This window comes from Marinobacter mangrovi (assembly GCF_016798325.1).
Taxonomy (GTDB): Bacteria; Pseudomonadota; Gammaproteobacteria; order Pseudomonadales; family Oleiphilaceae; genus Marinobacter_A; species Marinobacter_A mangrovi.
The window spans coordinates 41,435-54,638 of the sequence record NZ_JAERVO010000005.1 but is presented as its reverse complement, the minus strand read 5'-3'; the positions used below and the strand labels follow the sequence as shown (position 1 = coordinate 54,638).

Here is a 13,204-nt window from a genome sequence, read left to right as displayed (position 1 = left end):
CAGCCCCCTCTCCCCAACCCTCTCCCTCCAGGGGAGAGGGGGGGTCTTCCTCGAGTTCGCCGCATAAGCTCCCCTCTCCCCTGGTGGGGCGTAGGCGGACAAGCGAAGCATCGCTTCGCCCGTCGTAGCGCCCGAAGCCTCTGGCGAAGGGCCGGGGCGCGGAGAGGGGTTGGGGGAGAGGGGGAGGCGGCCAAGCTCCAGCTCCCGGGCCGCCCCAACCAACCGGGTCTTACTACCAAGTGATGAGATAACTTGGTCTGCGGGTCAATTGTTGCACAGGTTGCCAAATCCAAGAATGTCAGGAGAGGCGGGAAGAGTTCCCGGTTCGTTGCTGAATCTGACAACAAGAGTAATGGGAGAGCGCAACCATGTATGCAACACGATTCGGAAAACAGTTTGCCGCCAGTGCGCTGGCGCTGGCTGTTTCATGGAGTGTCCAGGCCGCCGGCGTCACCGACGACGACCTGCTCAATGACCAGGACACGGTCGACGATGTGGTGACTTACGGGATGGGTCTGCAGGGCCAGCGTTACAGCCCGATGAACGACCTGTCCACCGAGAACGTCAAGCAACTGCAGCCGGTATGGGCGTTCTCCTTTGGCGGTGAAAAACAACGCGGCCAGGAATCCCAGCCGCTGGTGAAAGACGGCGTCATGTACGTCTCCGCCTCCTATTCCCGCGTGTACGCCATCGACGCCAAGACCGGCGAGGAAATCTGGCAGTACGACGCCCGCCTGCCGGACGGCATCATGCCCTGCTGTGACGTGGTCAACCGGGGCGTGGCCCTGTACGGCGACAAGGTGATCTTCGGCACGCTGGACGCCAAGCTGGTCGCCCTGAACAAGGACACCGGCAAGGTGGTGTGGATCAAGAAAGTGGCCGACTACCAGGCCGGCTACTCCATCACCGCAGCGCCGATCATCGTCAAGGGCAAGCTGATCACCGGCGTGTCCGGCGGTGAGTTCGGTATCGTCGGCAAGGTCGAAGCCTACGACCCGAACACCGGCGAAATCCTGTGGACCCGCCCGACCGTGGAAGGTCACATGGGCTACGTCTACAAGGACGGCAAGAAGATCGAGAACGGCATCTCCGGCGGCGCGCCCGGCAAGACCTGGCCCGGTGACATGTGGAAGAACGGCGGCGCCGCGACCTGGCTCGGCGGCACCTACGATCCGGAAACCGACAGCCTGTTCTTCGGCACCGGTAACCCGGCCCCGTGGAACTCGCACCTGCGTCCGGGCGACAACCTGTTCTCCTCCTCCCGTCTGGCGATCGACCCGGACGACGGCAGCATCAAGTGGCACTTCCAGACCACTCCGCACGACGGCTGGGACTATGACGGCGTCAACGAGTTGGTCTCCTTTGACCTGAAGGAAAACGGCAAGACCATCAAGGCCGCCGCCACTGCGGACCGGAACGGCTTCATGTACGTGCTGAACCGCGAGAACGGCGACTTCATCCGCGGCTTCCCGTTCGTGGACAAGATCACCTGGGCCAAGGGCCTGGATGAGAACGGCCGTCCGATCTACACCGACAACGGCCGCCCGGGCGATCCGGCGGACATGAAGGGCGAGAAGGGTAAGGTGGTTGTCGCCCAGCCGGCCTTCCTTGGCGGCAAGAACTGGATGCCGATTGCCTACAACCCGAACACCGAGCTGTTCTACGTGCCGTCCAACGAGTGGTCCATGGACATCTGGAACGAGCCGGTGTCCTACAAGAAAGGCGCGGCCTATCTGGGTGCCGGGTTCACCATCAAGCCGGCGCACGACAACTACATCGGTGTGCTGCGGGCGATGGATCCCAAGACCGGCAAGGAAGTCTGGCGCTACGAGAACACCGCGCCGCTGTGGGGTGGTGTCATGACCACTGCCGGCAACCTGGTGTTCACCGGTACGCCGGAAGGCTACTTCAAGGCCTTCGACGCCAAGACGGGTAAAGAACTGTACAAGTTCAACACCGGCACCGGCATCGTCGGCACGCCGATCACCTGGAAGATGGGTGGCGAGCAGTACGTCTCCATCACCACCGGCTGGGGTGGCGCGGTCCCGCTGTGGGGCGGCGAAGTGGCCAAGGTGGTGAAGGACTTCAACCAGGGCGGTACGGTCTGGACTTTCAAACTACCGAACGACAACGTGGCCAGCCGCTGATCTATCGCGGTGGCCGGTGACGAATCCCGGGCGGCGGGTCGTTAACGACCCGTAATAAAGTCCGGGATAACCGCCAGGCCACGTATGCCGGGTCTTGGGCCTGGCACTTATGAGAAGGGCTCCGATGGAGCCCTTTTTTATTTGAACTTATGCCGATTTTTTCCTACTACCAAATAACGAGATGGACGCATCGAAGGAACCATTTCGTGGCCAACAGGTGCTGGCTAGAGTGAAATCGTAGACGCAGGATTCGCCTCATGCGGTCCAAGTGCGGTCGCGACCATATAACAAGAGAGGTCACTATCATGATTTACGCTCAACCTGGTAAGGAAGGCTCCGTCGTCTCCTTTAAACCCCGCTATGAAAACTACATCGGTGGCGAATGGGTCGCCCCGGTGAAAGGGCAGTATTTCGAGAACATCACCCCGGTTACCGGTGATGTGATCTGTGAAATCCCGCGTTCCACCGCGGAAGACATCGACCTGGCGCTGGATGCCGCCCATAAGGCCGCGCCGGCCTGGGGGCAGACATCGGCCACCGAGCGCTCCAATATCCTGCTGAAGATCGCCGACCGCCTGGAGCAGAACGTTGAACTGCTGGCCGTGGCGGAAACCTGGGACAACGGCAAGGCGGTCCGCGAGACCCTGAATGCCGACATCCCGCTGGCTGTGGATCACTTCCGCTACTTCGCCGGCTGCATCCGCGCCCAGGAAGGCCATATGGGCGAAATCGACGGCAACACCATTGCCTATCATTTCCACGAGCCGCTGGGTGTCGTGGGCCAGATCATCCCGTGGAACTTCCCGATCCTGATGGCCGCCTGGAAGCTGGCGCCGTGCCTGGCCGCCGGTAACTGCACCGTGCTCAAGCCGGCCGAGCAGACCCCGGCCTCCATCCTGGTCGTGATGGAACTGATCGGCGACCTGCTGCCGCCGGGCGTGATCAACGTCGTCAACGGCTTCGGCAGCGAAGCCGGCCAGGCGCTGGCCACCAGCAAGCGCATCGCCAAGATTGCGTTCACCGGCTCCACGCCGGTCGGCTCGCACATCATGAAGTGCGCCGCCGAGAACATCATTCCGTCCACCGTCGAGCTGGGCGGCAAGTCGCCGAACATCTACTTCTCCGACGTCATGGACGCCGAGCCGGAATTCATCGACAAGTGCGTCGAGGGTGTGGTGCTGGCGTTCTTCAACCAGGGCGAAGTCTGTACCTGTCCGTCCCGGGCGCTGGTGCAGGAAGACATGTACGACGCCTTCATGGCCAAGGTCATCGAGCGCACCAAGTCCATCAAGCGCGGCAACCCGCTGGATACCGACGTGCAGGTGGGCGCCCAGGCCAGTAAGGAACAGTTCGACAAGATCATGTCCTACCTGGAAATCGGCAAACAGGAAGGCGCTGAAGTGCTGACCGGCGGTGGCCGCGAGGAACTGGACGTCGAGTTCAACAACGGCTTCTACATCCAGCCGACCCTGTTCAAGGGCGACAACAAGATGCGCGTCTTCCAGGAAGAGATCTTCGGCCCGGTGGTGGGTGTCACCACCTTCAAGGACGAAGCGGAAGCGCTGGCGATCGCCAACGACACCGAGTTCGGCCTGGGCGCCGGCGTCTGGACCCGCGACACCAACCGTCAGTACCGGATGGGCCGTGGTATCCAGGCCGGTCGGGTGTGGATGAACTGCTACCACGCCTACCCGGCGGGTGCGGCCTTCGGCGGCTACAAGAAATCCGGTGTTGGCCGCGAGACCCACAAGATGGCGCTCGAACACTATCAGCAGACCAAGAACATGCTGATCAGCTACGACACCAACCCGCTGGGCTTCTTCTGAGTCCGGGCGAGACCCGAACTGGCTGAGAAGTCAGTAGACGAGGCGAGGTGACACAGGGAGGTGTCAACTGAACACGGTCCGGCCCCTCCGACCGGACCCCAACAGATTGCGTCTGTGTCCTCCTGCCATTGTTTGCGGCCCCGTTCGGGGCCGCTTTTTTATGGGCTTCAGAATGAATATTGCGCGCCCACAGACAACGCAAACGGCGAACCACCGCGCACGGTCGACACGCGATCACCGTGGCCAAAGTCGGCTGTGCCGTAGCGACCGTTGGTGTCGTTTTTCGTGATCGTGCCCACCACGTGCAGGTACAGCCGGCTGAACGGGTTGTAGTAGGTCCCCAGCGAATACTGGTCGGCGCCGTCGTCGCCCAGGGGGAGCTCCGATTCGTCAGCGTGCATCCATTGGGCGCCGATACTGACCTGCGGCACGATGTGCTGCTGGATGTAGGCGCCGTATTCGGCACGGGCCAAGGAGCCGGCCAGCACATTGTCGTCGGTGTCGACGTCTCCGTAGAGGGCTCCGGCCAGGAAACTGCCGGATTCAAAGCGCAGACCCACCCGCCAGGCGTCGATGCGCCCGCCATAGGCTTCCTCTCGATGATCGTAGGCGCCCATCAGCGCGACGGGACCGATCGCGTAGCGCAGGCTGGTGCTAATGATCTGCTTGTCGTTGTCGTCCGCGTAGAATTTTTCCGTGTCGTTGTTGCCCGGCGTGTCGCCGAAGGAATACAGGGTCGACATCTGGAAGCCGCCGGCCCGGAAGTCCCACTTCACGGCATTGTCCGCCCGCAGGTCGAGTCGCGCTTTGGACTGGGAGCTCTTGCCGAGAATGGCGAAGGGGTCGCCCACGGTGGTGACGAAGATCTGGTTGCGCAGCCCCATTTCCTTGAACGGCGTATTGAGATGGCCGAAGCGGAAGAGGCCCACGGGAGTTTTTGCGCCCAGGAAGGTATCCCGGGTCCGGAAGGTGTCGTCGCCGTCCGAGTCGGGATAGACCTTTTCTTCCAGTTGCCAGACGACCGTGTAGGGCTGGTCGGCCAGGGCATAGGAACCGCGCACGCCAATGATGCTGGTGTTGGACGACAGGCTCATGCCGCCGTCGGTCAGGCCGACGCTCGGATCTTCGGGGGTATTGCCCAGGTCGGAATCGGCGTAGTCAATCGACAGCCGCAGGGTGCCGTAGACGTCCAGCGTTTCCTTGGTGGCGGGGTCGTTATCAAAGTCCGTCTTGACCGAGTAGGCTTGCGCGAACGGACTGAGTGACAGGGTTGAGACGAGCAGGCCCAGGGCGACGGACGCCCGGCTGTTTTTATTGGAATACATGGTTAAACCTCATCTTGTTTTTGTCTTTCTAGATAAGCTTTTGAATCATCTGGTTTTTGTTTTCTTGGGTTGTGAGTGTGTGCTTTCCTCCGGTCGAACGTGGCTGGCAGCGGCCCGGGCAGGCCGCCGCTATGGTGGGTGTCGGTCGGGATTAGCTGCCCAGGTTTTTGAGCAGCCCCTTGGCGATGGTGTTGCGCTGGATTTCGCTGGTGCCGGTGACGATCCGGTACATGCGCAGGGCGCGGAAGATGAACTCCACGTCGTTCCCTTTCATCAGGCCGACGCCGCCGTGGATCTGCAGGGCGCGATCGGCGATCTGGAACGCCCGCTCGGACGCGAACAGCTTGCTCATGGCCGAGGCTTCCCGGGTGTCCTCGCCCCGGTCGATGCGGCTGGCGACATCCAGCATCATCGAACGGGCGGCGTGCAGTTCCGTGGCCATGTCGGCCAGCATGTGCTGGATGGCCTGGAACTGGGCGATGGGGCCGCCGAACTGCTGGCGCTGGGTGGCGTATTCCGCCGCTGCCGTCAGCGCCCGCCGGGCCAGACCCAGCATGGTGGGGCAGTGCAGCAGCCGGTTGACGTTGATGCGGGCCATGCCCAACTGGAAGCCACGACCCAGGCCGCCGATGATGTTGTCCTTGTGGATACGGACGTTTTCCAGATGAATGTCCGCATGACTGCGCTGACCGCTGATGGGCAGGTAGTCGCTGTCCAGCGTGACGCCGGGCTGGTCGAAATCCACCAGGAAGGCGGTGACGCCTTTCGGCCCGGCCGTCGGATCCGTGGCTGCCATCAGGATGGCGAAATCCGCGTAGGGCGCGCCGGAGATGTAGCGCTTGTGACCGTTGAGAACAAAATGGTCTCCATCGGCCTCGGCACGCGATGCCAGGCGACTGGCGTCGGAGCCGGCTCCCGGTTCGGTCAGGGCGAAGCAGACGGTGCGCTCGGCCCGGACCACGGGCAGGAAGTGGGATTCCAGCTGTTGCTCGGTGGCAAAACCAAACAGGTGCCCGACGCGGGGAGGGCCGCCCAGCTCGCCCAGCACGTGGGCACCCAGCTTGGCGCCGGCGGACACGACGTCTTCCTTGAGCAGGCACTGGTCGTAGATGGTCAGGCCGCGGCCGCCCAGCTTTTCAGGCAGCTGTGCGCCATACAGACCGGCATCCCGGGACGCTTTCCAGATCTGACGCAGTAGCTCGATGGGAACGTCGGATTCATAGCCGATGCCGTGTTCCTGCTCCAGAGGGATCAGCACTTCGCGGATGAAGGCCTGTGCCTCGGCGCGAACCTGTTCCCCGGTCGGGGTGCCTTTGAATTCCTGATGCATGGTGATGACCTCCGTTAACCGACCTGGCGTTCTTCGGATTGCCAGTAGCGCTCCCGGACCAGACGCCGGGCGATTTTGCCGTTGGGGTTCTTGGGCAGTTCGTCGGTAAAGACGATCTGGCGGGGCTTCTTGAAGCGGGCGAGGCGGGCCGCGCAGAAGCTGGCCAGCTCGTTCTCGGACAGCTCGACGCCGGGGCGGGGCACCACGAGCGCAGTGACCTGTTCGCCCCATTCGCTGTTGGGGGTGCCGAGCACGCAGCACTCGGACACGGCCGGGTGTTCGAACAACACGGCTTCGACCTCTGCCGGGTAAACGTTAAAGCCACCGGAAATGATCATGTCCTTCTTGCGGTCGATGATGTAGAAGAAGCCTTCATCGTCGACCCGCGCCACGTCTCCGGTGTGGTACCAGCCGTCTTTCAGGACTTCGGCGGTGAGATCCGGTGCGCGCCAGTAGCCCTGCATCACGTCGGGGCCGCGAACCAGGATTTCCCCCGCTTCGCCGGTGCCGACCGGCTGGCCGTCGTCGTCCGCCACGATCACATCCGACTCGCCGTAGGGACGGCCGCAGGACGCCAGCAGTTCCGGCTTCGATTCCAGGCCGCGGATGTGGTCCTCGGCGGTCAGCAGGGTGATGGTGGAGGTGGTCTCACCGGCGCCGTAGCCCTGCATGAAGATCGGGCCGAACTGGCCGATGGCTTCCCGCAGACGGGCCGGAGCCATGGGCGCTGCGCCGTAAGTAATGCGGTTCAGGCTCGACAGGTCGTATTGCCCGCCAAGCTGAGCATCCAGCAGGCGATAGATCATGGTGGGCACGGCAAAGAAACGGGTGATGCGCTCCTGCTCGATGGTCCGGAGCAGGGACGCCATGTCGAACCGGTCGACGAGGTAGTTGCAGCCGCCCTTGGCCAGGACCGGCATCACCTGCATGCCGCTGGCGTGGGTCACCGGGCCGACGTGGGCGACTTTCTCTGCGCCCTCGTTCGGGCCCACATCCGGCAGCATCATGGACTTGCGCAGCAGCGCGAGCCGGTTGCCGAAGGTCTGGACGGCGGCCTTCAACCGGCCCGAAGAGCCCGAGGTGTAATGCAGAACGGCGGGCGCGTCGAGATCCACGTCACGGGCCTCGAACTGCGACTGGCCGGCTTCCAGCAGGCGCTCAAAGCCATCGTCGGCGGGACTGTCGATCACCACCACGTGTTCGATGGACGGCAGGTCGGTGCGGTGATCCTGCACCTGGTCGGCGTGCTCCGGCCCGACGATCAGGACGCGGGCATCCGCGTCGGCCAGCACGTGGATGGCTTCGTCCAGGGCCAGGCGCGCATTCAGCGGCGCCTTGACCAGTCCGGCCTTGTAGAGCGCGACTTCGATTTCCACCAGTTCCGAGCGGTTGCCCGAGTACATGGCCACGCGATCGCCAGGTTCCAGGCCGAGCCCTAACAGGGCATTGGCCAGGCGATTGGTGCGTTCTTCAAGCTGGGTGTAGGTCACGGTGCGTCGGCTGTCCGCTACGGCGGGGGCATCGCCCCAGTAGCGGGCACTGCGCGTGACAAAGCGGCCGAGGTTCATTGTTGGCTCCTTCTATCGGCATCGATCTCCGTCGGGCTGTCTGAGGGCCCGGGATCTGTCTGTGGTCCTGTTTTTCTTGAAATGGACTGGAATCGATGATGCACAGGGAGTCAGAGCAAGAAAAATACTATTTTTATTGATCAGGTATTACGAAAAATGATGTCATAGAGGCCGGAGCCGGCGGCCATGGCGCCGGTTCCGGGAACGGCGGGTTGGCTCAGGCGGGCGATGTGGAGACGGCCCGGTCGATCGCGTGCTGATCCGTGGCGGTGAAGGCGCCATCGCCCAGCAGGGCCATCAGGCCAGCCTGCTGGATGGCAGCGCGAACCTGGTATTTGGCGCCGGACACGTAGAGCCGAATGTTGCGGTCACTCAGGAGTTGGGCGATCTGGGCCAGGGTGTCGGTGCCGGTCGAATCGATGCGGTTCAGGGAGGAGGCGGAGAGGATCACGGTCGTGACTGCGGGTTTGCGGTCGATGCGCTGGCGGATGAAACGCTCCAGTGGTGCAGCGGTGATGAAGGTCAGCGAGGCGTCCATCCGCACCATCAGCGTGCCGGGCGCGATCGGCGGCAGGTCGTAGACCGCCCGGTCCCGCAGGGCACCGGACTCGTGGCGCCCGAGCTCCACGATGCGGGGCATGGCGTGCTGGTAGAGGAAAAACAGGATCGACAGCCCGAAACCGGCGACGATGCCCCAGTACAGGTGCGGAGCGGTCGCCAGCGTGACGGCGGCGGTGACCAGGGCGACCACGCCGTCCTTGCGGCTGACGCGCCAGATCTGGTGCAGGCCGCGCAGGTCGATCAGGTTCAGCACCGGCACGATGATGATGGCGGCCAGCACCGCCTTGGGCAGATCCGCAAGTATCCCGGTGAGAAAACACAGGCCCAGCGCGACACAAGCGGCAGCGAACAGGGTCGACCAGGCGGTTTTGGCTCCGCTGTAGGCGTTCAGCGCCGAGCGCGAAAAGGAGCCGCTGACCGGGAAGGCGCCGCTGAAGCCACTGACCATCTTGGCCAGCCCCTGGCCGATCAGTTCCTGGTTGCGGTCCCACGGGGCCTTTTCTCGACGGGCCAAGGTGCGGCAGCTGGACATGGCTTCGGTGAAACTCACCAGGGCGATCACGATCGCGGGCGTCAGCAGGGCCCGGTGCTGTTCCGCCGATAACGCGGGCGGCAGCGCGAGGCCTGGCAGGCCTGCGGGAATGGCGCCCACCACGTCCCCGCTGAAACCCAGCCCGGCGCTGAGGGCGATCCCCAGCGCGCACACCACGATCACCCCGGGAATCGCCGGCACCCATCGTCGCAGCACCACCAGCATCCCGACCGATCCCAGCCCGAGCGCGGCCGTCGCCAGCCAGACGCCGGGAGTCTGCTGCCAATGGTTCGCGACGGTCTCCAGCCAATGCCCGTCGAGCGGGCCGGGCAGGCCCAGCAGTGATGGCAGCTGGGAGCCGAGGATGATGAACGCGGCCGCGTTGATGAAGCCGGTGATCACGGCATTGGAGATGAAGTTGGCAAACACGCCCATGCGGCAGACCCCCAGCAGCAACTGGATCAGCCCGGAATACAGCGCCAGCCAGATGGCCAGGCTGATCCACTGCGCACCACCCGGCTCCGCGAGCGGCGCCAGGGCCGAGAACGTCAGCAGGCTGGTCAGCGCGACCGGCCCCACGGCCAGCAGCGGCGACGAGCCGAACAGGATGCCGATGATGCCGGGCAGCAGGGCCGCGTAGAGGCCGGTAGCCGGTGGCATGCCGGCCAGGGTGGCGTAGGCCAGGGACTGGGGGATCAGCACCAGCCCGACGGTGATGCCGGCGAACAGGTCGGCGCGCAGGGTGTCGGCCGTCGGCCGGGGCCAGCGCAGAAAGGACAGTTGTCGTTGTAACCAGGCGGGCATCCGTGACTCCAGGTGCGTGAGAATCGTCCGAGACGATTGACAGGGGGATAGCGAATTACGAATATAGAAAACAATTACGGAGATGGTAAATATGTCGGACGGTAAGAATCAACTGCGTACGTTGTCGCGCGGACTGGATGTGCTGGAACGGATCGAGTCCGCCCCCCAGCCGCAGTCGCTGACCGAGCTGGCCCGGGCGATGGGCGATTCTGCGCCCATTATCTTCCGGGTGCTGCAAACGCTGGAGGCGCGTGGTTATGTGCGCCGCCGCGAATCGGACAAACGCTACGTGCACACGGGCCGGGTGACCGGTTCGGGCGCGATCACCCGGGCCCTGTCCCTGCTGGGCGCGATTGCCCAGTTCGGGGTTCGGGGTGGGACCGTGGCCGAGCTGGCGGCTTTTCGGGGCTTTGACGAGTCCACCGTGGAGGAACTGCTCCAGCCGCTGGCGGAGCGGGCGGTGGTGGAAGTGAACCGCCAAGGTGAGCCCCGCTGGCGGATCTCGGTCAAGGTGATGGAGCTGATCCGCCCCCTGATGACGAACACCGACGTGACCTCCGCCGTGCGGCCGCTGATGGAACGTCTTCACGCCGAAACCGGAGAGACCCTGTCCCTGTTCCGCCGGGTGGGCAACCAGCAGGTGCTGGTTTCCACGCTGGCCAGCCCCCAGCCGATTCGCTACGTGCTGGATGTGGGCACCGCCTTCCCCCTGACGGTTGGCGCCGCCGGCAAGGCCGAGCTGGCGTATCTGACCTCCCGTGAAACCGACGCCCTGCTGGCCAAAGAGACGCCGGAAGCGGCCGACGCCATCCGCACGGAACTGATGCAGATCCGCGATCGCCGCTACGCGCTTTCACTGGGTGAGCGCATCGAAGGCGCCTGCGCCGTGGCGGCCGCTGTGCGGGATGCCGAGGGCGCCGTGTGTGGCGTGGTGAGCCTGATGGCGCCGTCTTTCCGCATGACGGAAGCACGACTGCAGGCGCTGGGCGAGCAACTGGTCGACGGGCTGAATGACGTGAATCTGCCTGCGACCGGCGAACAGTTCTGGCACAAGGCGGCCGCCCGGCAGGGATAGACAGTCACCCCTTTCCAATAATGACCGATGGAGCACTGACGAGCCGTGACACAACAACAAGCCAACGAATCGAAACCACTGGGCAAGCCCGCCGAGCCCGCCACCTGTCGCCATCACGAGAGCTGGTATGACCGGCTGCCCTTTGACGACACCGCCGACTTCGAGGCTGCCAACCGGGGCCTGATTGCCCGACCGTCGGGCGACACGGTCGAGCGGGCTGACGGCCGCATCGCCTGGGATTTCCGGGCCTACGACTTCGAAGCCGATGAGCAGGCACCGCTGACCGTCAACCCGAGTCTCTGGCGCCTGGCCCGCCTCAACACCATTGCCGGGCTGTTCAAAGTCACCGAGCACATCTACCAGATCCGCGGTTTCGACCTGTCCAACATGAACATCATCGAGGGGGACAGCGGGCTGATCATCATGGATCCGCTGGTGTCCACCGAGGTGGCCCGGGCCGGGCTGGAGCTCTACTATGAACATCGCCCCCGCAAGCCCGTGGTGGCGGTCATCTACACCCACTCCCACGTGGACCATTTCGGCGGCGTGAAAGGCGTGACCTCGGACGAGGACGTGGCGGCCGGTCAGGTACGGATTTATGCGCCCGAAGGCTTCATGGAGGAGGCCGTCAGCGAGAACGTGCTGGCAGGGCCGGCCATGGGCCGCCGGGCTCAATACATGTATGGGAACCTGTTGCCCAAAGGACCGACCGGCCAGGTGGATGCCGGGCTGGGCAAGGGCACGTCCCGGGGCACGATCACCCTGATCGCGCCTACCGACGAGATCCGCGAGTCGATCGAAACCCGGGTCATCGACGGCGTCGAGATTGAATTCCAGCTCACGCCGGGTACGGAAGCGCCGGCGGAAATGAACCTCTACTTCCCCCAGTGGCGGGCACTGTGCGTGGCGGAGAATGCCTGCCGCTGCCAGCACAACATCCTGACCATCCGCGGCGCGCAGGTACGCGATCCCAAGGTCTGGTCCTATTACCTCGGGGAAACCCTGGCCCGATACGGGGACCGGTCGGACGTGCTGTTTGCCCAGCACCACTGGCCCACCTGGGGTGCCGACGACATTCGCGAATTCCTCGCCGACCAACGGGACATGTACGCCTTCCTCAACGACGAGACCCTGCGGCTGCTCAACCACGGCCTGACGCCACTGGACATCGCCGATCACCTGCGCCAGTTGCCGGAACCGCTGGCGCAGAAGTGGCACGCCCGAGATTACTACGGCTCGGTCAGCCACAACGTGCGGGCGGTGTACCAGCGCTTCATGGGGTTTTACGACGCCAACCCGGCCAGCCTCAATCCGCTGCCGACGGTGGAATCCGCCCGCCGCCACGTGGCCTGGATGGGCGGCGCTGACGCGGTGCTCGAGCGCGCCCGGGCGAGTTTTGCCGAGGGCGATTACCGCTGGGTGGCGGAAGTGGTGAACAAGGTGGTCTTCGCCGATCCGGATCACCAGGCGGCCCGCGAGCTGCAAGCGGATGCCCTGGAGCAGTTGGGCTACCAGACCGAGAACACCACCTGGCGCAACGCCTACCTTACTGGCGCCCAGGAGCTGCGGCAGGGCGTGACCCCGACCCGGGGCGGCGGGGTTGCCGGTGACCTGTTGCAGGCGCTGACCCCGAGTCAGTTCTTCGACCTGTTGGCGGTGCGCCTGAATACGCCAAAAGTGGCCGGCCGCACGTTGCGACTGAACTGGCTGCTGTCCGGCCCCGACGAGTCGTACGCCCTGACGGTACGCAACGGCGTGCTGACCTATCGGGCCGGTGACCGCCATGCGGAGGCCGACGTGGAGATTCGCATGGCCCGACGACTGCTGGCCCGGGTGGGGCTCAAACCCGGCGGCTTCCAGGCGGCGCTGAAGGATGGCTCGGTGGAAGTCCGTGGCGCGATGAGCGAGCTGGCCTGGCTGTTCGGGGCGATGGACCGTTTCTCAGGACCATTCAACATCATTACCCCGGCCAGCCTGCCGGACGAGGCGCAAGCCTGACCGGCATGGGGCCCCGGGACATCGTCCAGACGTCACCG

8 protein-coding genes are annotated in these 13,204 nt (G+C 64.3%); 4 read left to right on the top strand and 4 right to left on the bottom strand.

From position 1 onward, the window contains the following. Nucleotides 1-368: 368 nt before the first annotated feature. Both JL474_RS15100 and exaC read left to right on the top strand, forming a co-directional pair. Nucleotides 369-2,147, top strand: a complete 1,779-nt coding sequence (locus JL474_RS15100) for a PQQ-dependent methanol/ethanol family dehydrogenase (protein ID WP_203142718.1) — start codon at nucleotides 369-371, stop codon at nucleotides 2,145-2,147. Between the two features lie 305 nt (nucleotides 2,148-2,452). Continuing rightward, nucleotides 2,453-3,973: an acetaldehyde dehydrogenase ExaC gene (gene exaC / locus JL474_RS15095; RefSeq protein ID WP_123636768.1), complete on the top strand. Its 1,521-nt coding sequence runs from the start codon at nucleotides 2,453-2,455 to the stop codon at nucleotides 3,971-3,973. A gap of 167 nt (nucleotides 3,974-4,140) precedes the next feature. On the opposite strand, the gene JL474_RS15090 is transcribed toward exaC, so the two are convergent. The 4 genes from JL474_RS15090 to JL474_RS15075 form a co-directional block, all read right to left on the bottom strand. After that, on the bottom strand, nucleotides 4,141-5,298 hold the full coding sequence (locus JL474_RS15090; RefSeq protein ID WP_203142717.1) for a porin: 1,158 nt from the start codon (nucleotides 5,296-5,298) through the stop codon (nucleotides 4,141-4,143). A gap of 151 nt (nucleotides 5,299-5,449) precedes the next feature. After that, complete coding sequence (locus tag JL474_RS15085) at nucleotides 5,450-6,628, bottom strand: acyl-CoA dehydrogenase family protein (protein WP_203142716.1); 1,179 nt, start codon at nucleotides 6,626-6,628, stop codon at nucleotides 5,450-5,452. A 14-nt stretch (nucleotides 6,629-6,642) separates the two neighbouring features. Beyond that, nucleotides 6,643-8,196 carry an AMP-binding protein gene (locus JL474_RS15080; protein ID WP_203142715.1) on the bottom strand — a complete coding sequence of 518 codons (1,554 nt, stop codon included), beginning with the start codon at nucleotides 8,194-8,196 and terminating at the stop codon, nucleotides 6,643-6,645. Nucleotides 8,197-8,413: 217 nt separating this feature from the next. After that, nucleotides 8,414-10,093: a SulP family inorganic anion transporter gene (locus tag JL474_RS15075; RefSeq protein WP_203142714.1), complete on the bottom strand. Its 1,680-nt coding sequence runs from the start codon at nucleotides 10,091-10,093 to the stop codon at nucleotides 8,414-8,416. A gap of 91 nt (nucleotides 10,094-10,184) precedes the next feature. Between JL474_RS15075 and JL474_RS15070 the strand changes: the two genes are divergently transcribed. Together JL474_RS15070 and JL474_RS15065 are read left to right on the top strand one after the other, a co-directional pair. Then, nucleotides 10,185-11,168, top strand: coding sequence for an IclR family transcriptional regulator (locus JL474_RS15070; protein ID WP_203142713.1), 984 nt, complete (start codon nucleotides 10,185-10,187; stop codon nucleotides 11,166-11,168). Nucleotides 11,169-11,213: 45 nt separating this feature from the next. Then, nucleotides 11,214-13,166 (top strand): alkyl/aryl-sulfatase, encoded by a 1,953-nt coding sequence (locus tag JL474_RS15065; RefSeq protein WP_203142712.1) that lies wholly within the window; start codon nucleotides 11,214-11,216, stop codon nucleotides 13,164-13,166. Nucleotides 13,167-13,204: the final 38 nt, after the last annotated feature.